This window comes from Aeromicrobium jepli (genome assembly GCF_047246605.1).
Classification (GTDB): domain Bacteria; phylum Actinomycetota; class Actinomycetes; order Propionibacteriales; family Nocardioidaceae; genus Aeromicrobium.
In genome coordinates this window covers 95,765-113,481 of record NZ_JBFOKO010000006.1, presented here as the reverse complement: position 1 = coordinate 113,481, position 17,717 = coordinate 95,765, and the positions used below count along the sequence as shown (strand labels likewise).

The following is a 17,717-nucleotide window of genomic DNA, read 5'->3' as shown; positions in this document are numbered from 1 at the left end:
ATGGGCTTCCTCGACTACCTCGTCGACACCGCGCCGATCTTCGCCGACGCGACGTGGGTGACGCTGCGGCTCACCGCCACCGCGCTGGCGTTCGCCATGGTGCTCGGTGCGCTCGTCGCCGCGTTGACGATGAGCCGGATCGCGGTGCTGCGCTGGCTCGCGGCCGGCTACATCGGGATCATCCGCGGCACGCCGCTGATCGCACAGATCTTCGTGCTCTACTTCGGGATCACCGAGGTCATCCTGCTGCCGGCGTTCTGGGCGGGTGCGATCGCGCTCGCGATCCACAACTCCGCCTACATCGCCGAGATCATCCGCTCGGGCTTCCAGTCCGTTCCGGTCGGGCTGAACGAGGCCTCGCGGTCGCTCGGCATGTCACGGATGAAGACGCTGCGACGGGTGCGGGCGCCGCTCGCGCTGCGGGCGATCCTGCCGGTGCTGGGCAGCCAGTTCATCATCGCGGTGAAGGACTCCTCGCTCGTGGCGTTCATCGGCATGACCGAGCTCTTCCAGGCCTCGCGCAACCTCGCGGCGTCCACGTACGAGCCGCTGACGATGTACCTCATCGTCTCGATCTACTACCTCGCGATCGTGCTCGTGCTCACCTTCCTGGTGAACCGCCTCGAGCACCGACTCAACGCGCACCGGAGGTGACGCCATGACGACGTACGAGACTCCGGCCACGGGCCGGGGCACCACCGAGCCGCTCGTCGAGATGCGCGGCATCGTCAAGAAGTACGGCGAGACCACCGTCCTCGACGGGGTGGACCTCTCGGTCCAGCCGGGCGAGGTCGTGGTGCTGATCGGTCCCTCGGGCGCCGGCAAGAGCACGCTGCTGCGGTGCATCAACGGCCTCGAGCGCATCCAGGGCGGCACGATCCGCGTGGGCGGGGACGAGCTGACGTACGACGAGAAGACCCTCAATCGCGTGCGCAGCCGCATCGGCATGGTGTTCCAGTCGTTCAACCTGTTCCCGCACATGAAGGTCATCGACAACCTGACGATGGCGCAGACCGACGTGCTGGGACGGTCGAAGGACGAGGCGCGCCGGCGAGGGCTCGAGCTGCTCGAGCGGGTGGGGCTCGCGGACAAGGCCGACGCCTATCCGGACAACCTCTCCGGCGGTCAGCAGCAGCGCGTCGCGATCGCCCGTGCGCTGGCGATGGACCCCGAGGTCATGCTCTTCGACGAGCCGACCTCGGCCCTCGACCCCGAGCTGGTCGGCGAGGTCCTGCAGGTCATGCGTACGTTGGCCGACGACGGCATGACGATGGTCGTCGTCACGCACGAGATGCGCTTCGCCCGCAAGGCCGCGGACCGCGTCGTGCTGATGGCCGACCGGGGCATCGCCGAGGAGGGCACGCCCGAGCAGGTCCTGGAGAACCCGACGAGCGAGCGCGGCCGCGCGTTCCTCGCCGAGCTCACCGAGGACTGAGGCTCAGCGCTTGGCGCTCGGGGGGACCGGTCGCGAGATGCGACGTGCGAGGGCGCGCCAGTGGAAGGTCGTGGCGAGCCCGAACAGGACGAGGCAGCCGGCCGAGCTCACGTGCGCGAGCGCGTCGGCGACGGGCATGAGCGAGTTGGGGACCGTCTCCCCGGGTAGCGGCTCGTCGAAGGCGAACGTCCACACGATGAACTGAGCGAGCCACGCACCCCACGCCAGCGCCGCCACGACGATCGTGAGGCGCCAGGCCCGCGGGTCCGGCGCGGCAGCACGAGCCAGCACGGCCGCGGCAGGTGCCAGTCCGAAGGCCAGGAAGCCGCCCAGGAGCAGCGATAGTTCGGCGACCGGCTGCATGGCGGCAGCGTAGGCGCAAGGATCGCCAGCGTGTGGCGCTTTGTCAGGGAGCGACCGCGCGGTCCTCGGCGGGGTGGCCCGGCTCGAGGCCCGAGGCGTCCGAGACGCGCAGCGGCGTGAACCGCTCACCGGCGTGCGCGGACAGGATGCGCGCGGTGACGCACACGTGGTCGCCGCCGTCGTCGAGGACCGCGATGCGCTCGAGGACGAGCCGATTGGGCAGCGCGCGGAGCAGCGGCACGCCGTGCTCGTCCGTGTCGACGGCGAGGTCGGCGAACTTGTCGACCTCGGCGCCGCACCGCGTGCCGAACGCCTCCGCCAGGGCGAGGTCCTCGTCCGTGAGGAAGTGCACGGCGAAGTGCTGGGCTCGCAGGCCCGCACGGTAGGTGTGGTTCGCCTTGGACAGCCACACGCTGTAGTGCTCGGAGTCGATGCTGGACTGCGCGTGGAATCCCACGAGGCAGCCGGCGCGCTCGTCGTCGGCGGCCGTCGTCACGACCACGAGCGGCGGGTCGACCGAGGCCATCAGCGTGTCGAAGGCGTCGTCAGTCACCCGGACACCCTACGGCGGCCGCTCGCCCACCGCAGGGGGACGAACGATGATGCATTGCGCCCCGCTGGGGTACCCGAATGCCTCATCGTTCGCCGCCCTACCGTGGACGCATGAGCGAGGAGTGGATCGCCCGGGTGGTGCTGTTCCTGGCGATGGGGGCTGCTGGAGGCGTGCTCGTGTGGATGGCCAGGGCGGCCGCCAGCGGGCGACTCACGCGCAACGCGCTCGCCGGCATCCGGACTCCCAGCACGATGGCGAGCGACGCGGCGTGGCTGGCGGCGCACCGACGGGCCGAGCGCCCGACACAGCTGGCCGGAGTCGTCTCCATCGTGGCCGCGATCATCGCTCTGATCCCCATGCCGGAGGTCGCCCTGATCGCCGTCGTGCTGACCGGCGCGGCGGCGATGGTCGCGCTCGTCGCCTACGGTGCCGTGGTCGGTGGACGCGCGGCGCGCGAAGCCGACGAACGATGATGCATCCGGGTACCTGAGCGGGGCGCGAGGCATCATCGTTCGTCGCTCACGAGGTGCGGCTGCTGGATCGCGGCGGGTATCGTGGCGTCAAGGAAGGGGAGTACCCCTCTCACCGCGCCGTCGTCATTCCGGCTCACGCCCGGCGCGCGGAGCCCTCGGGGCTGGGGAAGACCTTCATCGTGAACGATCCGATGGAGGCGAGCGATGAGTTCGACGATCCCGAAAGCACCTTCCCTGCAGACCGTGACGCCCGACGAGGGGCTGCTCCTGCTCGAGGCCCTCGCTGTGCTCGGCGTCCTCGTGTGGGTGGGAGCGATGGCCTGGATGGCCGTCGGCGACGTGATGAGGTTCCGCGCCCACCACAGCCACCACCACGCGCATCCGTTCCGGCGCGCCGCCCACCGATTCCGGCACGGTCACCATGAGTGAGATCGGCCTGGCCACGTGGACCGTGACCGTGGCCCTCATCGTCGCGCTCTTGGCGGTCGACCTCGTCTACGGATGGGTGAGACCGCACCACGTCGGCTTCCGTGAGGCCGCCGCCTGGTCCGTCTTCTACGTGGTGCTCGCACTCGCGTTCGGTGCCTGGTTCACGTGGGCACACGGTGCCGAGAGGGGCACGGAGTACTTCGCCGGCTACCTCGTCGAGAAGAGCCTGTCGGTGGACAACCTGTTCGTGTTCGTCGTCATCATGGCGACGTTCGCGGTGCCGGACCACCACCAGCACAAGGTCCTCACCTTCGGGATCGTGCTGGCGCTCGTCATGCGGGCGATCTTCATCGCGCTCGGGGCGGCCTTGATCTCGCTGTTCTCGTTCATGTTCCTGCTGTTCGGACTGCTGCTGATCTACACGGCGGTGCAGATGCATCGTCACCGCGACGCGGAGCCCGACGTGGAGAACAACGCGGTCGTGCGAGCGGCACGGCGGCTGCTGCCCGTCACGGACACCTTCGTCGACGGGAAGATCGTCACGAGGCTCGACGGGCGGCTGGTGGTCACTCCGATGCTGATCGTGCTCTTGGCGATCGGCAGCGTGGACCTGCTGTTCGCGCTGGACTCCATCCCGGCGGTCTTCGGGGTGACGCAGGAGCCGTACATCGTCTTCGTCGCGAACGCGTTCGCGCTGCTCGGCCTGCGGGCGCTGTTCTTCCTCGTGCGCGGACTGCTCGACCGGCTCGTCTACCTGTCCGCGGGGCTCGCGCTGATCCTGGCGTTCATCGGGGTGAAGCTGATCCTGCACTGGGCGCACGTGGACGTCTCGGCCGCCGTGCCCGAGATCCCGCCACCGCTGAGCCTGGGCGTCATCGCGATCGTGCTGATCGTGGTGACGGTGGCGAGCCTCGCCCGGACCCGGCAGGACAGTGCGCGGGAGTCCGCCTCTCGGTGACCCGCGAAGCCGACGCACGATGATGCATCCGGGTACCCGAGCGGGGCCGGATGCATCATCGTGCGTCCTCCGCAGGCGGTCAGGACGGGCGCGGGGCGTACATGATCAGGGCGACGCCCGCGAGGCAGACGGCGGCGCCGATCAGGTCCCAGCGGTCGGGGCGGAAGCCGTCGACGAGCATGCCCCAGGCGAGCGAGCCGGCGACGAAGACGCCGCCGTACGCGGCCAGGATCCGGCCGAAGTTCGCGTCGGGCTGCAGCGTCGCAACGAACCCGTAGAGGCCGAGCGCGATCACGCCCAGGCCCATCCACAGGACGCCACGGTGCTCGCGCACCCCCTGCCAGACCAGCCACGCCCCGCCGATCTCGGCGACGGCGGCGACGGCGAAGAGCACGATCGAGCGCAGGACGTCCATGGATCGATTGTGTCGTGCGAGGCTGGGGGAGTGACGAACCCGCCCCGGACGGCCGAGGAGCTCATGCGCTCGCGCTTCGACGCGTTCAAGCGAGCGGACCCCGACTGGCTGCTCGCGACGTGGCACCCGTCGACGCGGCCGGCCGGGCTCGACCTCGCGGACAACCCCCGGTGGCGGGGACTGCAGATCCTCGAGACCGAGGCGGGCGGCCCGGACGACACCGAGGGCGTGGTCGAGTTCCGCGCCTCGTACATCGCGGACGGCGAGCTCGGCATCCTGCAGGAGCGATCGAGGTTCGTCCGCGAGGACGGACGCTGGTACTACGTGGACGGAGACGTGCGATGACCCAGACCCAGGCACCCGACCCGGGCGACCTGCCCGCCTCGATCGGCCGGCCCGCGACCCGCGCGCTGACGAACGCCGGGCTCACGTCGCTCGCCCTCGTGGTGCAGCGGCCGCGGTCCGAGATCGCCGCGCTGCACGGCGTCGGCCCGAAGGCGATCCGGCTGCTCGAGGAGGCGATCGTGGAGCGCGGCCTCGTCTGGGGCGAGCCGGGCTGACGTTCGTCCGCCCGCGGTCCTAGGCTCGGGCCCATGAGCGACGTCAAGGGCCCCGCGTCGTACTTCCCCTCCATCGAGGCGAAGTACGGCCAGCCGATCGAGCACTGGATGCAGCAGCTGGAGTCGGTCGCCGGCGCCAAGCACATGGAGCAGGTCGCGTTCCTCAAGGAGCAGGGCCTGGGCCACGGGCACGCCAACGCGGTCGTGGCCGTCTTCCGACAGCGCAAGGGCCTGTGATGGCGCGCATCGCGTTCGCCACGTGCGCCAAGCTCGCCGACGGCTTCCAGGACGACCACGAGGCCGCCCGCCTGCTCGGCGCGGACTTCGTCGTCTGGAACGACCCCGCGGTCGACTGGTCGCAGTACGACCACGTCGTGATCCGCTCCGCGTGGGACTACACGATCCAGCGCGACGAGTTCGTCGCCTGGGTGCGGTCGCTCGGCGACCGGGTGTCCAACCAGCCGGACCTCATCGCGTTCAACTCCGACAAGGCCTACCTGGGCGCTCTGGGCGTCCCCACCGTGCCCACCACCTACGTCGTCCCCGGCGCGGACGCGCCGCCCCTGCGCGGCGAGGTCGTCGTGAAGCCCACGGTCTCGGCCGGCGGCCGCGACACCGGGCGCTTCGACCCCGACCACCACGACGAGGCGCGCGAGCTGATCGCCCGCATCACCGGCGAGGGCCGCGTCGCGATGGTCCAGCCGTACGTCGAGGGCGTCGACGCGCGCGGCGAGACGGCCGTGGTCTTCCTCGACGGCGAGCTCTCGCACGTGCTGCACAAGAAGCCCGTCCTGCGCACGCAGGGCACCCAGCCGCTGCTCGACCCCGACGACCCGTCGTCCGAGGCCGCGATCATGCACGACGACGACCTGGTCACGGCGGCCGAGGCGACCCCCGAGTTCCTCGACCTCGCGCACGCGGCCGTCGCGGAGCTGAGCGGCCGCTTCGGCACGCCGCTGTACGTGCGCGTCGACATGGTGCCCGGGCCGTCGGGACCGGTCGTCATGGAGCTCGAGGCGGTCGAGCCGTGCCTCTACCTCGACCTCGTGCCGGGCGCGGCCGAGCGCCTCGCGGCGGCCGTGCGCGCTCGCGTCGGCGCTTGAGCCGGCTCAGCGGGCGCGGTGCCCCACGCCGTGCTCCTCGACATGGGCCCGCGGCGGAGCCAGCCACACCGCGATCGCGGTCGTGATCGGCACCGCCAGCACGAGGCCGATCGCACCGACGAGGGTCCGCACGACCTCCTGGGCGATGCCCTCGGTCACGGCGACCTCCAGCAGCGCGCGCTGGTAGGCCGCGATGAGCAGCAGGGTCGTCATCGCGGTGCCCGCGTAGGCGAAGACCAGGGTGTAGACGCTCGAGGCGATGTGGTCGCGGCCGATCCGCATGGCCGAGCCGAACAGCTCGCGGCAGCCGGCGGTGGGCTTGAGTGCGCGCATCTCCCACACGGCGCTCGCCTGGGTGACGGTCACGTCGTTGAGGACGCCCAGGCCAGCGATCACCATCGACGCCGCGACCACGCCCGCGAGGCTGATCTGCGGGGCGGTGGCGAGGAGCAGGTGGTCGTCCTCGGAGCCGATGCCGGTCAGGTGCGCCCAGTCCGTCGAGGCGGCGCCGACGATCGCGGTGAACCCGATGCCGAACAGCGTCCCCAGCAGCGCCGACGTCGTCCGGATCGAGACGCCGTGCGCGAGGTACAGCACCGCGAGCATGATCACGGTCGAGCCCGCCACCGCCACGGCGATCGACGGCTCCCCGGCCAGCAGCGCCGGCATCACGAACCGCAGCAGCACGAGCAGCGTGATGCCGATGCCGATGAGCGCGAAGACGCCGCGCCAGCGCCCGACCAGGGCGACGAGCAGCGCGAACACGACGGCGAGGACGGCCAGCGGCACGCCGCGCTGGTGGTCGTAGAACTCGTACGTCGCCTCCTGGCCGTCGGGGGCGATCTCGATGACGCGGATCCGGTCGCCCGCCTCCATGCCGGCGCCGACGTAGCGCGTGGGGTCGAGGGTGAACACCGCCGTGGCGCCGTTCTCGGTCTCGGCCGTGACCTGGGCGCACGAGCCCTCCACCATCGGCGTGTTGTCCGGGCCCGTGCCGCTGCTGTTGCAGTCGAACGGCGTGGCCTTCTTCACCGTCGCGTCGAGGATCTTCACGTTGCCGTACGGGTCGGCGCCCTGGGGCACGTCGTTCTCATCGGGCCACAGCGCCACCATCGCGCCGAGCGCGATCAGCCCGATGACGGTCACGACGGCGGCCAGGGACCAGGCCAGACGGGGCGCGGCGGACCTTCGGGAGGCTGGATCACGTGGTGGTGTGTCACGATGCCAGCGTGTCAGAAGTGATCCCCGAACACCTGCCCGGAGGGTCCGGCGGCGTCTGGCGCGTCGGTCGAACCGTCCGACGTCCCACCGGTCCCTGGACGCCCGCGGTCCACGAGCTGCTCGGCTGGCTCGCCGACCAGGGCCTCGGCGGCATCCCTCACGTCTCGGGCCTCGACGAGGACGGCCGCGAGATCGTCTCGTACATCGAGGGCCGGGGCGTGCCCGTGGACGACGAGGTCGTGCTCGACGAGGTGCTGGTCGAGGCCGTCGCGTGGCTCCGTGACTTCCACGACATCGTCGACGGGTACCGGCCCGACGGCCCACGGATCTGGCGCCAGACCGGTGGCGAGCCCGTCGAGCTGACCGGCGACCAGATCATCTGCCACAACGACACCGGCGCCTACAACTGGATCATCCAGAGCGGGCACTTCGTCGCGATGATCGACTGGGACCTCGCCGGCCCGGGGGAGCGGATCGACGACTTGGCGTTCCTGTGCTGGACGGGCATCCCGCTGTACCGCGAGATCCCGCTCGAGGACGTCGTGCGCCGGCTGGAGCTCGTCGTCGACGCGTACGCGGAGTGGGGCCCGATGACCCTGCTCGACGCCGTCGTCGCACGGATGACCACCGCGACCGAGCGGATCGCCGCCGGGATCGAGCGCGGCGACCCGGGCATGCTCAACCTCGCCACGAAGGGCGAGCCGCAGCGCACGCGCGACCGCCTGGCCGCGTTCGAGGCGCGACTCCCCGCCATCCGCGCCGCGCTCTGACCACGAAGTGTGATCCACGTCACGTAGGATGACGCGGCATGGACTCGACTCTGTCGACCGTGGGGCTGCCGGTCGCGCTGGGCGTCATCATGTTCGGACTCGGCCTGTCGCTGACCGTCGCCGACTTCACCCGCGTGCGCAGGTCGCCGCGCGCGGTCGCGGTCGCGCTGCTGTGCCAGCTGGTGCTGCTGCCGCTGGTGTGCTTCGGGCTGGTGCTCGCGCTCGACCTGAGCCCCGTGCTGGCGGTGGGCATGATGCTGCTGGCGGCCTCGCCCGGCGGCAGCACCGCGAACCTGTTCAGCCACCTGTTCCGCGGCGACGTGGCGCTCAACATCACGCTCACCGCGATCAACTCGGTCGTGGCGATCGTGTCGCTGCCGCTCGTGACGAACCTCGCGATGGCGTACTTCGACCTGGGTGACGAGGCGTCCCTGCAGTACCGCAAGGTGCTCGAGGTCTTCGCGGTCGTGCTGGTGCCCGTCGTGCTGGGCATGGTCGTGCGGGCGCGGCGTCCCGGCTTCGCCGACCGGATGGACCGTCCCGTCCGGGCCGGCTCGGCGTTCCTGCTGTTCGTCATCATCGCCGGGATCGTCGCGGACCAGCGCGAGAACGTCGGCGAGTACGCGGCTTCGGTCGGGCTCGTCGTGACGCTGTTCTGCCTCGCCAGCCTCGTCGTCGGGTACGTCGTGCCGCGGTGGGCCGGCGTGAGCGACCGTCAGGCCGTCGCGTGCTCGTTCGAGATCGGCGTGCACAACGCGACGCTCGCGATCTACGTGGCGGTCGAGGTGCTCGACAGCGTCGAGCTCTCGGTGCCGGCGGCGGTCTACGGACTCGTGATGTTCCTCGTGGCCGCGCTGTGGGGCGTCGCGCTGACGCGCTGGATCCTGCCGCGCGCCGCCGCGCTACCGTCGCAGCATGCGTGAGGCCTCCGCGATCCACTTCGACGAGCGGGACGACGCCGACGCGTTCGTCGCCGAGCTGGCCGCCGCCGGCGTGCCGCACCGCCTGCACCGCGACGAGTTCGCCGGCGAGGACGACTTCGAGGACGCGGCGTGGATCGTCGAGGTGGACGGCGACGTGCCCGGCCTGGGGGAGTGGGCCGAGCGGGCGGGCGGCTGGCTCGCGGAGTCGCCCGGCGGTCCGGCCGTCGCGCCGCCGCCGCCGCTGCCGCAGGCGCCCCGGCGCCTGAAGCGCCCGCCGGCGCGATGAGCGGGGGTCAGGCGAGCTTCTTGGCCTCGTCCGGCATGTCGATGAGGCCCTCGTAGATCGTCAGCATCATCTGGTCGAGGACCGCCTCGCGGTCGAACTCGCGGCCGGTCCACCGTGCCATCTCGGCGGCGAACCACAGCGCGCCGAAGACCTTCTCCAGCCCGAGGCGGACGTCGACCTCGTCCTTCATGAGGTCCGGGATGCCGTGCACGGTGATGGCGGTGGAGACGTCGAACAGCGCGTCGAGCCGCTCGACGAGCTTCGTGCGGACGGGCGACTCGGGGCCGAACGCGGTGGCGCCGATGAGCGGGCCGAGCTCGACGGCGATGTCGGCCAGGTCGCGGAAGAACTTGCGGATGCCGTCGTCGATCTCGGAGGCCGAGCCGGCCAGGTCGCGGCTGATGCCCTTGGCGTTCTGGGTGGCGCGCACCATCGCCGCGTCGATCGACTCCAGGACCGACGCCTCGAACAGCTCCTCCTTGGACGGGAAGTGCCGGTACAGCATCGCCTCGTTGACGCCGGCCTCGGCGGCGATCTCGCGAGTGCGGCTCGCGGCGTACCCCTGGCGGGCGAAGACCGTGCGGGCCGACTCGATGATCTGGGCGCGCCGGAGCTCGGCGGACATCCGCCGCTTCGGAGCAGGATCAACGGTCACGGCAGTCCACCGTAGGCCACAGGCCGGAACCCGAGGGAAAATCGGCGCAACGGAAGTGATGCATGTGACTAATGTGACGTGATTGACGCAAGAAAATCACTGAAACGCTGAATTTGCAGATTCCAATTGAAACCCGCGTCATGAGTCTCCTAGTCTGACGTCACTTCGTTGAAGTCAATACCTACTTACTTAGAGCGGACCTGCTGCCCCGCTCTTCGCGAAGGAGACCGAGATGAGCGTTCCGAAGCCGCTCGTGCGTACCCGCCTCAGGATGGTGCGGCCCGTCATGCACTCCACCCGGGTCAGCCTGGGCGCGAAGCGCACCATGGCCGACTCCATCGCCAGTGCCGCTCGTGCCCCCGAGGGCGCGATCTACGACTTCGACGTGATCGCCGGACTGCCCGTCCAGTACGTGACGGTCGAGGGCTGCGGCCCCGCCACGGCGCGCGCCACCATGATCTACCTGCACGGCGGCGGCCTCGTCGTCGGCAGCGCGAAGGCCTACCGCGCCTTCGCCGCCCACATCGCGCTGCACTCCGGCATGGACCTGATCCTGCCCGAGTACCCGCTCGCGCCCGAGAACCCGTACCCGGTCGCGCTCGACTCGCTCCTCGCGCTGTACCGCGAGCTGCCCGCCTACGGCGTCGATCCGCGCACGGTCGTCCTGGCCGGCGACGACGCCGGTGCCGGCCTGGCGCTCGCGATGGCCCTCGAGATCCGCGACCAGGGCCTGCCGATGCCCGCCGCGGTCGGCATGATCAGCCCCTGGCTCGACCGCGCCGTCGACATCGACCGCGCCCGTCCCTCGGCCTCCGACCCGTGGTTCACGCCCGCGCTGGCCACGCGCTGGACGCGCACGTGCCTGGGTGGCGCCGATCCCCGCCACCCCAGCGTCTCGCCGCTGCACGGCGACTTCGACTCGCTGCCGCCCATCGTGATCCACTACAGCGGGCACGACCCGCTGCGGACCGACGCCGAGGCGTTCCTGGAGAAGCTGACGCAGATGGCCGACGCCCCGCGCGTGATCGCGCGCGAGTACCCGGACATGTGGCAGTCGTTCCACCTGCAGGTCGGCCGCCTCGACGAGGCCGACGTGGCCGTCGAGGAGTTCGGCACCGCCATGGCGTCCCTCGTCGAGAAGCCGCGCCGCCACGCGGACGTCGTGCCGATCAACCGGCCCGTCGCCGCGCAGGGCGGCCGCCGACTGCGGCTGGTCAAGCCAGCTGCTGCCGCAGGAACTCCATCTGTATGAGCTTGAGGTTCTCCGCGACCTCCTCCTGGGGCGTCATGTGAGTGACGCCCGACAGCGGCAGCACGGTGTGTGAGCAGCCGGCGGCCAGCAGCGCCGACGACAGCCGCAGCGTGTGCGCGGCCACGACGTTGTCGTCCGCGAGGCCATGGATCAGCATGAGCGGGCGCTCCAGCCGCGGCGCGAGCGGCAGCAGCGAGTTCGCGTCGTAGACCTCGGGCTGGGTGTCCGGGTGCCCGAGGTAGCGCTCTGTGTAGCACGTGTCGTAGAGGCGCCACTCCGTCACGGGCGCACCGGCGACGGCCGCATGGAACACGTCCGGGCGCGCCAGCACCGCCAGCGCGGCGAGGTAGCCGCCGTACGACCAGCCCGTGATGCCGACGCGGCCGGGATCGACGTCGTCGGGGTACCGCTGCGCGATCGCGGCGACGGCGTCGACCTGGTCGGCCAGCGTGACTTCGGCGAAGCGGTGGTGGATCTCGCGGTCCCAGGCGCTGCCCCGGCCCGGCGTGCCGCGACCGTCGGCCACGACGACGCAGAAGCCCTCGTCGGCCATCCACTGGGCCTCGAGGAACATCCGGCTGGACGCCAGGACGCGCTGGGCGCCCGGACCGCCGTACGGGTCCATGAGCAGCGGCAGGCGACGCGAGCCGGGGACGTGGTCCCGCGGGAACAGCACCGCGGCACGGAGCTCGCGGTCGCCGAGCCGGACGAGCTCGACCTGGGGCTGCAGGGGCGGCGCCTCGGCGAGCACGCGGATCGGGCGCGGCTCGCGGCCGGCCCGGCGCACGGTCACGGTGGTGCCGCTCGACTCGAGGTCGCTGCGGACGACGACGAGGGTGCCGCCGCCGGACACGGCGCCGTGCACGGCCACGCCCTCGGTCAGCGGCTCGACCACGCCGTCGAAGCCGAACCGGACGAGGTGGACCTCGCTCGGCTCGGACGAGGCGGTGACCAGGACGCCGTCCTCGTCGACGTCGACGATCGAGCGGACCTGCCACTCGTCGGTGCTCAGGGGCGCGCCGTCGATGCACACGCGCCGGCGGTCGGCGACGTCCTCCAGGGTGATGAGCCGGCCCTTCGCGTCGCGCCGCGGCGCCGCGGAGAGCTCGACCCAGGCCTCGTCGGTGATCTCGCGCAGCGTGCGGGTGGCGCCGCTCGCGGGGTCGGCCTCCAGCACGAGGCTGGTGCGCTGGTCGCGGCTCAGCACCTGAAGGACGGGGTCGGAGCCCTCGGACCAGTCGACGCGGGCGAGGTACTCGAATGCCTCGTGGTCCCACGCGACCTCGACCGGCTCGGTGCCGTCGAGCGTGACGTGCCACAGCGTCACGACACTGTTCGCCGTGCCGGCGGCCGGGTAGCGCTGCTCGGCGGCGGGGCGGTCGGGGTTGGCCGGGTCGGCGATGTGCCAGGTCTGCACGGGCGCCTCGTCGTAGCGCTCGACGAGCAGCGAGGCGCCGTCGGGCGACCACCAGAATCCGCGGAACCGGTCCATCTCCTCGGCGGCGATGAACTCGGCGCGACCCCACGCCTGCGTCGGCGACGCGGGGGACACGAGCGCGCGGTCCTCCTCGCCGTCGACGCCCACGACACGGAGCTCGCCCTCGGCCGTCGCGTAGGCGACGCGGCGGCCCGTCGGGTCGAGGCGCGGGTCGATCACGGTGCCGGTGCTCGGCAGCTCGCGGACGGCCCTCGCGCCCAGGTGCACGGCGAAGAGACGGCCGGACAGCGTGAACGCGGCCCAGCGGCCGGTCGCGTCGACGTCGTAGGAGACCAGGCCCCCGGCGCCCTCGCGGCTGCGCTCGCGCCGCGCGCGCTCCTCGGGGGAGAGGTCCTCGTCCGCGCCACCCAGCACGTCGACCGGGTCGACCAGCAGGGACTCCTCACCGGACTCCACGTCCAGCTCCCACAGCTGTCCCGTCCGCGTGACGCCGTCGGGCGTGCGGATGAACCTCACGGTCGCGCCGTCAGGGGAGACGGTCAGGTTCCGCGGGATGCCGAGGGTGAAGCGCAGCGTGCGTGCCGCCAGCCGGGGGTAGGAGTCGGTCATGGGCCCATCCTGACAGGGCCCTCTAGATTGGTCGCATGCCCGATCGCCGCCTCCTGCTGGTCCACGCCCACCCCGACGACGAGTCCATCGGCACCGGCCTGGCCATGGCGCGGTATGTCGCCGAGGGAGCGCACGTCACGCTCGTCACCTGCACGCTCGGCGAGGAGGGGGAGGTGCTCGTGCCCGAGCTGGCTCACCTCGCGTCCGACCGCGAGGACCGGCTCGCGCCGCACCGGCTCACCGAGCTCGCCGACGCGATGGCGCACCTGGGGGTCACGGACTTCCGGCGCCTCGGCGGCGACTTCACGTACCGCGACTCCGGGATGATCTGGGACGAGAACGGCAACGCCGCCGCCATGGACGAGATCGACCCGCGCGCGTTCTGGCGCGCGGACCTGCTCGAGGCCGCCAACCACCTCGTCCCCGTCATCCGCGAGCTGCGCCCGCAGGTGCTGGTCACGTACGACGAGTTCGGCAACTACGGCCACCCCGACCACATCCAGGCGCACCGCGTGGCGCACTACGCCGCCTCTCTGGCGGCGGTCGAGTCGTACCGGCGCGACCTCGGCGAGGCGTGGGACGTCCCGAAGATCTACTGGATCAGCGAGTCCGCGTCGCGGCTGCGCGAGGGCGCCCGCCTGGCCGCGGAGAACGGCGTCGAGATGCCGTTCGAGCTCGACCTCGAGAACCTGCCGCCGATGTTCGCCGAGGACGAGGACCTCACCACGGCGATCTCGTCCACGCCCGAGCACGTCACGGCGAAGCTCGACGCGATGCGCGCGCACGCCTCGCAGATCACCCCGGACGGCCAGTTCTTCGCCATGGGCATGGACCTCGCGGCCATCACGTGGGGCACCGAGTACTACCGCCTCGCGAAGGGCACGCCGGGCCCGCGCGGCGAGTCGGGCTTCGAGGAGGATCTCTTCGCGGGACTGGGGTGAGCGGCGCGTTCGTCCGCGGCACGTAGGCTGGACGGGTGGAGAAGTCCGTCGACCAGGCCGCATTCCGGGGTGCACTGTCGCGATTCGCCAGTGGCGTCACCGTCGTCTCGACCGTCCAGGACGGGGTCGACCACGCGATGACGGCGAGCGCCTTCACGTCGGTCTCGCTCATCCCGCCGCTCGTGCTGGTGTGCTCCAACAAGGGCAGCCGGTTCCACGACGCGGTGCTGCAGTCGCGCCGCTGGGGCGTCTCGATCCTCAACGAGCACGGCCGTGAGGCGTCCGCGTGGTTCGCGCACCGCGGCCGTCCGCTGGACACGCAGTTCGCCGACATCGCCCACCACCGCAGCCCCGGCGGCGTCGCCCTGCTCGACGACGCGCTCGCGTGGCTCGAGTGCGAGACCGAGGCCGAGCACGACGGCGGCGACCACCTGATCCTCGTGGGACGCGTCGTGTGGGCGGACTACCAGTCCGAGACGGACGATCCGCTGCTGTACTACCGCTCGCACTACGGCAGCATCGTGCGCCAGGACGAGTCGGAGAAGACCGCGTACCGGGGCGGCCGGTGACCCGGCGTCGCGTCCTGATCGGCCTCGGGGCGGTCGTGGTGGTGCTCGCCGCGGCCTACGTCGCCGGCTACGTCATGACGGGGCAGCGGCTCGCCGCCGACACGACCGTCGCGGGCGTCGCGGTGGGCGGCAAGAGCCCCGACGAGGCCGAGCGCGCGCTCCAGCAGGGACTCGAGGACCGCATCGACGACCCGATCGAGCTCAGCACGCCCGAGGGCGACCTGGAGCTCGAGCCCGCGCAGGCCGGACTCGCGGTCGACGTGCCGGCCAGCATCCGCGCCGCCGGCGGCCGCTCGTGGGACCCCCGCGACATGATCGCGCTGCTGGTCGGCGGCCGCGACCACGATCCCGAGCTGGACGTCGACGAGGCCAAGCTGACCGCGGCGGTCGCCAAGATCGCCGAGACCGTGGACGAGCCGGTCGTCGAGGCGCAGATCACCTTCCCGAAGGCCACGCCCAAGGCCCGCCAGCCGCGCGCCGGCAACGAGGTCCCGCAGGACGAGTTCGCGCAGCAGCTGCAGGACTCCTGGCTCACGACCGACCGGCCGATCGAGGTCCCGCTCGAGCAGGTCGCGCCCGCGGTCGACGCGGCAGGCCTCCAGGCCGCGATGCGCGAGATCGCCCGCCCGGCCGTCTCGGGTCCCGTCACTCTCAAGGTCGGGGACGACCGCGTCGACCTCCCGGTCACGGCGTACGCGCCGGCGCTCGCCGTCGTCGTGAAGGACGGCGCCATGGTCCCGACGATCGACGCGAAGGACCTCGCCGGGCCGCTCACGAGCTCGACGACCGGCATCGGCTCGCGCGCGGTCGACGCCTCGTTCCGCTTCGAGGGCGGCCGGCCCGTGGTCGTGCCGAGCAAGGCCGGCGTCGGCCTGGACCCCGACACCATGGCGAAGCAGCTGGTCCCCGTCATCACGAAGACCGGCGCGGCGCGCTCGATCACGGTGAAGGCGACGCCGGTCCAGCCCGAGTTCACCACGAAGGACGCCGAGGCCCTCGGGATCAAGGAGCTCATCGGCTCCTACACGACCGAGTACCCGCACGCCGATTACCGCAACACCAACCAGGCCGAGGCCGCGCGCCGCATCAACGGCACGATCCTGAAGCCCGGCGAGACGTTCAGCTTCAACGACACGGTGGGAGAGCGCACCGAGGCCAACGGCTTCGTCGCCGGCTTCGTCATCAACGGCGGCGTGTTCCGCGAGGAGCTCGGGGGCGGTGTCTCGCAGGTCGCCACGACCGCGTACAACGCGGCGTTCTTCGCCGGCCTCGACGACGTCGAGCACCACCCGCACGCGTTCTACATCGACCGCTACCCCGTGGGTCGCGAGGCGACGATCTACTACGGCAACCTCGACCTGCGCTTCCGCAACCCGTACAAGACCGGCGTCGTCATCCGGGCCTGGGTGGACAAGAGCGCCCCGGGTCGGTCGGGGAAGATGCACGTCGAGATGTACGGGACCAAGGTCTACGACGTGAAGTCGCGCTCCAGCGAGCGGTACAACTTCCGCGAGCCCGGCACGCAGTACGACGACACGCCCATGTGCGTCGCGCAGGCGCCCGTCACCGGCTTCGACATCGACATCCACCGCGACTTCTACCGCGGCGGGAAGCGGGTCAAGACCGAGAAGGACACGGCCCACTACCAGGCCGCCGACCACGTCATCTGCGGCAAGAAGCCCAAGGCCGACGACTGACGGTCTCGGCCTCGCCGCCGACTCCCCGCCCGACTTTTGGAACGGATTCCACGTGGTCGCGCGCGTAACGCGTGGAATCCGTTCCGAAAGTCGGACGGGCGGGCGCTGGCGCTGAGCTGGCGAGGGGCCGGCGGCGGCGGTCAGGGCGCGGTCAGGTAGCGGTACTCGTGGTGCGTCGCGAAGCCGAAGGGCGCGTACAGCGCGATCGCGGCGTGGTTGTCGCGCATGGTCTGCAGGTACGCCTTGTCGGCGCCGTGCTCGACGGCCCAGGCCAGCGCGGTCCGCACGATGCGCCGCGCGAGGCCCTGCCGGCGGTGCGCGGGCGCGACCTCGACCGCGGCGATGCCGGCCCACTCGCCGGTCACCACGACGCGGCCGATCGCGGCGTCGCCGATCGAGACGAAGCCGACGGTCGCGGGAGCCTCCATGACGGCGCGCGCGAGCGCCGGGTCCGCCACGCGTCCGTAGTGCGCGAGCCACGCGTCCGACGCATGCGGTGCCACGATCGCCTCCGGGTCGGCCGGGGGAGGCGTGCCCAGGTCGGCCACCTGGACGATCGCGCCGGGCGGCTGGTCCACGACCGGGACCCACCCCGCGTCCTCGAACCTGCGGTCCCAGGCCGACCCGACCACGAGCTGCGCCAGCGGCCGCAGGCCGCGGCGCTCGTAGAACCCGACGACGGCAGCGAACGGGTCGTCGACGCCGGGCGCGCCGTGCACGGCGACCGAGTTCGCCCGCCCGGTGAACCCGCCCGACGCCCGCAGCTCCCACTCGCCGAGGGCGACCGACTCGACCGCCGGCCAGCCGCGCGACGTCACCCGGACGAGGTCCTCGGTGGCGATCGCCGCGGCGCGGCGGGGGCGCAGCGGCCGGTCGGGCACGACGCGCATCGCCAGGACCGTTCCCGCCGGGACGAAGGCGCGCTGCCCGTCACGCCGCTCGAGGTGCAGTCCGGAGGCGTCGGCGACGAGCACGCGGCCCACGACGTCACGGACGCGGTCGGCCTCGCGATGGCGCACCGAGACGCGCTTGCCGACCAGATCCACCCCGACACGATCTCATGAGGC

General features: G+C 71.7%; 23 protein-coding genes. 16 read left to right on the top strand and 7 right to left on the bottom strand.

Annotated features, from left to right (window positions below):
- Positions 1 to 654, top strand: a complete 654-nt coding sequence (locus AB3M81_RS12830) for an amino acid ABC transporter permease (RefSeq protein WP_412904303.1) — start codon at positions 1 to 3, stop codon at positions 652 to 654.
- Between the two features lie 4 nt (positions 655 to 658).
- Entirely contained in the window at positions 659 to 1,435 is a 777-nt protein-coding gene (locus AB3M81_RS12825) for an amino acid ABC transporter ATP-binding protein (RefSeq protein WP_412904302.1), read from the top strand.
- A 3-nt stretch (positions 1,436 to 1,438) separates the two neighbouring features.
- On the opposite strand, the gene AB3M81_RS12820 is transcribed toward AB3M81_RS12825, so the two are convergent.
- Positions 1,439 to 1,798, bottom strand: a complete 360-nt coding sequence (locus tag AB3M81_RS12820) for a hypothetical protein (protein WP_412904301.1) — start codon at positions 1,796 to 1,798, stop codon at positions 1,439 to 1,441.
- A 43-nt stretch (positions 1,799 to 1,841) separates the two neighbouring features.
- The gene (locus tag AB3M81_RS12815) at positions 1,842 to 2,351 is read right to left on the bottom strand and encodes a flavin reductase family protein (RefSeq protein ID WP_412904300.1); all 510 of its coding nucleotides are present in this window, start codon (positions 2,349 to 2,351) and stop codon (positions 1,842 to 1,844) included.
- Positions 2,352 to 2,461: 110 nt separating this feature from the next.
- Between AB3M81_RS12815 and AB3M81_RS12810 the strand changes: the two genes are divergently transcribed.
- The 3 genes from AB3M81_RS12810 (at position 2,462) to AB3M81_RS12800 (ending at position 4,211) form a co-directional block, all read left to right on the top strand.
- Positions 2,462 to 2,824: an SdpI family protein gene (locus AB3M81_RS12810; protein WP_412904299.1), complete on the top strand. Its 363-nt coding sequence runs from the start codon at positions 2,462 to 2,464 to the stop codon at positions 2,822 to 2,824.
- 204 nt (positions 2,825 to 3,028) lie between these two features.
- On the top strand, positions 3,029 to 3,253 hold the full coding sequence (locus AB3M81_RS12805) for a hypothetical protein (RefSeq protein ID WP_412904298.1): 225 nt from the start codon (positions 3,029 to 3,031) through the stop codon (positions 3,251 to 3,253).
- Positions 3,246 to 4,211 (top strand): TerC family protein, encoded by a 966-nt coding sequence (locus AB3M81_RS12800; protein ID WP_412904297.1) that lies wholly within the window; start codon positions 3,246 to 3,248, stop codon positions 4,209 to 4,211. The genes AB3M81_RS12805 and AB3M81_RS12800 overlap by 8 nt, the downstream gene beginning before the upstream one ends.
- 79 nt (positions 4,212 to 4,290) lie before the next feature.
- Here AB3M81_RS12800 and AB3M81_RS12795 read toward each other — a convergent pair whose 3' ends face one another.
- The gene (locus AB3M81_RS12795; RefSeq protein ID WP_412904296.1) at positions 4,291 to 4,626 is read right to left on the bottom strand and encodes a YnfA family protein; all 336 of its coding nucleotides are present in this window, start codon (positions 4,624 to 4,626) and stop codon (positions 4,291 to 4,293) included.
- A 30-nt stretch (positions 4,627 to 4,656) separates the two neighbouring features.
- Between AB3M81_RS12795 and AB3M81_RS12790 the strand changes: the two genes are divergently transcribed.
- From AB3M81_RS12790 to AB3M81_RS12775, 4 genes are read left to right on the top strand one after another with little or no spacing between them, the layout of a single operon-like run.
- A complete protein-coding gene (locus AB3M81_RS12790; protein WP_412904295.1) occupies positions 4,657 to 4,971 on the top strand; it encodes a YchJ family protein in 315 nt (104 codons plus the stop codon).
- Positions 4,968 to 5,186 (top strand): helix-hairpin-helix domain-containing protein, encoded by a 219-nt coding sequence (locus AB3M81_RS12785; RefSeq protein WP_412904294.1) that lies wholly within the window; start codon positions 4,968 to 4,970, stop codon positions 5,184 to 5,186. Before AB3M81_RS12790 ends, AB3M81_RS12785 begins: the two co-directional genes overlap by 4 nt.
- 33 nt (positions 5,187 to 5,219) lie before the next feature.
- Entirely contained in the window at positions 5,220 to 5,423 is a 204-nt protein-coding gene (locus AB3M81_RS12780; RefSeq protein ID WP_412904293.1) for a DUF4287 domain-containing protein, read from the top strand.
- Positions 5,423 to 6,289 carry an ATP-grasp domain-containing protein gene (locus AB3M81_RS12775; protein ID WP_412904292.1) on the top strand — a complete coding sequence of 289 codons (867 nt, stop codon included), beginning with the start codon at positions 5,423 to 5,425 and terminating at the stop codon, positions 6,287 to 6,289. Before AB3M81_RS12780 ends, AB3M81_RS12775 begins: the two co-directional genes overlap by 1 nt.
- A gap of 6 nt (positions 6,290 to 6,295) precedes the next feature.
- Here the strand turns inward: AB3M81_RS12775 and AB3M81_RS12770 are convergent, their stop codons facing one another.
- The gene (locus AB3M81_RS12770) at positions 6,296 to 7,435 is read right to left on the bottom strand and encodes a YibE/F family protein (protein WP_412904291.1); all 1,140 of its coding nucleotides are present in this window, start codon (positions 7,433 to 7,435) and stop codon (positions 6,296 to 6,298) included.
- An 83-nt stretch (positions 7,436 to 7,518) separates the two neighbouring features.
- Here AB3M81_RS12770 and AB3M81_RS12765 point away from each other — a divergent pair, with 83 nt between their 5' ends.
- Genes AB3M81_RS12765 through AB3M81_RS12755 form a run of 3 tightly spaced genes read left to right on the top strand, consistent with a single transcriptional unit; the run spans position 7,519 to position 9,489 of the window.
- Positions 7,519 to 8,280, top strand: a complete 762-nt coding sequence (locus AB3M81_RS12765; RefSeq protein WP_412904290.1) for a phosphotransferase — start codon at positions 7,519 to 7,521, stop codon at positions 8,278 to 8,280.
- A 38-nt stretch (positions 8,281 to 8,318) separates the two neighbouring features.
- A complete protein-coding gene (locus AB3M81_RS12760) occupies positions 8,319 to 9,203 on the top strand; it encodes a bile acid:sodium symporter family protein (RefSeq protein WP_412904289.1) in 885 nt (294 codons plus the stop codon).
- Positions 9,196 to 9,489, top strand: coding sequence for a hypothetical protein (locus tag AB3M81_RS12755; protein WP_412904288.1), 294 nt, complete (start codon positions 9,196 to 9,198; stop codon positions 9,487 to 9,489). The genes AB3M81_RS12760 and AB3M81_RS12755 overlap by 8 nt, the downstream gene beginning before the upstream one ends.
- Positions 9,490 to 9,496: 7 nt before the next feature.
- Here the strand turns inward: AB3M81_RS12755 and AB3M81_RS12750 are convergent, their stop codons facing one another.
- Positions 9,497 to 10,114, bottom strand: coding sequence for a TetR/AcrR family transcriptional regulator (locus tag AB3M81_RS12750; protein WP_412904287.1), 618 nt, complete (start codon positions 10,112 to 10,114; stop codon positions 9,497 to 9,499).
- Positions 10,115 to 10,376: 262 nt separating this feature from the next.
- On the opposite strand from AB3M81_RS12750, the gene AB3M81_RS12745 reads away from it, so the two are divergent.
- Positions 10,377 to 11,396 carry an alpha/beta hydrolase fold domain-containing protein gene (locus tag AB3M81_RS12745; RefSeq protein WP_412904286.1) on the top strand — a complete coding sequence of 340 codons (1,020 nt, stop codon included), beginning with the start codon at positions 10,377 to 10,379 and terminating at the stop codon, positions 11,394 to 11,396.
- Here AB3M81_RS12745 and AB3M81_RS12740 read toward each other — a convergent pair.
- Entirely contained in the window at positions 11,359 to 13,443 is a 2,085-nt protein-coding gene (locus AB3M81_RS12740; protein ID WP_412904285.1) for a S9 family peptidase, read from the bottom strand. The genes AB3M81_RS12745 and AB3M81_RS12740 overlap by 38 nt on opposite strands.
- 35 nt (positions 13,444 to 13,478) lie before the next feature.
- Here AB3M81_RS12740 and mshB point away from each other — a divergent pair, with 35 nt between their 5' ends.
- The 3 genes from mshB to AB3M81_RS12725 are packed head-to-tail and all read left to right on the top strand — an operon-like array spanning position 13,479 to position 16,650.
- Positions 13,479 to 14,384, top strand: coding sequence for an N-acetyl-1-D-myo-inositol-2-amino-2-deoxy-alpha-D-glucopyranoside deacetylase (gene mshB / locus AB3M81_RS12735; protein ID WP_412904284.1), 906 nt, complete (start codon positions 13,479 to 13,481; stop codon positions 14,382 to 14,384).
- A gap of 35 nt (positions 14,385 to 14,419) precedes the next feature.
- On the top strand, positions 14,420 to 14,953 hold the full coding sequence (locus AB3M81_RS12730; RefSeq protein WP_412904283.1) for a flavin reductase family protein: 534 nt from the start codon (positions 14,420 to 14,422) through the stop codon (positions 14,951 to 14,953).
- Entirely contained in the window at positions 14,950 to 16,650 is a 1,701-nt protein-coding gene (locus AB3M81_RS12725) for a VanW family protein (RefSeq protein WP_412904282.1), read from the top strand. Before AB3M81_RS12730 ends, AB3M81_RS12725 begins: the two co-directional genes overlap by 4 nt.
- Positions 16,651 to 16,790: 140 nt before the next feature.
- Here AB3M81_RS12725 and AB3M81_RS12720 read toward each other — a convergent pair whose 3' ends face one another.
- Entirely contained in the window at positions 16,791 to 17,696 is a 906-nt protein-coding gene (locus AB3M81_RS12720) for a GNAT family N-acetyltransferase (RefSeq protein WP_412904281.1), read from the bottom strand.
- Between the last annotated feature and the right edge of the window lie 21 nt (positions 17,697 to 17,717).

Coding starts and splice junctions, on each gene's coding strand:
- AB3M81_RS12830 (WP_412904303.1), top strand. CDS start 1: ATGGGCTTCCTCGACTACCTCGTCGACACCGCGCCGATCTTCGCCGAC.
- AB3M81_RS12825 (WP_412904302.1), top strand. CDS start 659: ATGACGACGTACGAGACTCCGGCCACGGGCCGGGGCACCACCGAGCCG.
- AB3M81_RS12820 (WP_412904301.1), bottom strand. CDS start 1,798: ATGCAGCCGGTCGCCGAACTATCGCTGCTCCTGGGCGGCTTCCTGGCC.
- AB3M81_RS12810 (WP_412904299.1), top strand. CDS start 2,462: ATGAGCGAGGAGTGGATCGCCCGGGTGGTGCTGTTCCTGGCGATGGGG.
- AB3M81_RS12805 (WP_412904298.1), top strand. CDS start 3,029: ATGAGTTCGACGATCCCGAAAGCACCTTCCCTGCAGACCGTGACGCCC.
- AB3M81_RS12800 (WP_412904297.1), top strand. CDS start 3,246: ATGAGTGAGATCGGCCTGGCCACGTGGACCGTGACCGTGGCCCTCATC.
- AB3M81_RS12795 (WP_412904296.1), bottom strand. CDS start 4,626: ATGGACGTCCTGCGCTCGATCGTGCTCTTCGCCGTCGCCGCCGTCGCC.
- AB3M81_RS12785 (WP_412904294.1), top strand. CDS start 4,968: ATGACCCAGACCCAGGCACCCGACCCGGGCGACCTGCCCGCCTCGATC.
- AB3M81_RS12780 (WP_412904293.1), top strand. CDS start 5,220: ATGAGCGACGTCAAGGGCCCCGCGTCGTACTTCCCCTCCATCGAGGCG.
- AB3M81_RS12775 (WP_412904292.1), top strand. CDS start 5,423: ATGGCGCGCATCGCGTTCGCCACGTGCGCCAAGCTCGCCGACGGCTTC.
- AB3M81_RS12760 (WP_412904289.1), top strand. CDS start 8,319: ATGGACTCGACTCTGTCGACCGTGGGGCTGCCGGTCGCGCTGGGCGTC.
- AB3M81_RS12755 (WP_412904288.1), top strand. CDS start 9,196: ATGCGTGAGGCCTCCGCGATCCACTTCGACGAGCGGGACGACGCCGAC.
- AB3M81_RS12750 (WP_412904287.1), bottom strand. CDS start 10,114: ATGTCCGCCGAGCTCCGGCGCGCCCAGATCATCGAGTCGGCCCGCACG.
- AB3M81_RS12745 (WP_412904286.1), top strand. CDS start 10,377: ATGAGCGTTCCGAAGCCGCTCGTGCGTACCCGCCTCAGGATGGTGCGG.
- AB3M81_RS12740 (WP_412904285.1), bottom strand. CDS start 13,443: ATGACCGACTCCTACCCCCGGCTGGCGGCACGCACGCTGCGCTTCACC.
- mshB (WP_412904284.1), top strand. CDS start 13,479: ATGCCCGATCGCCGCCTCCTGCTGGTCCACGCCCACCCCGACGACGAG.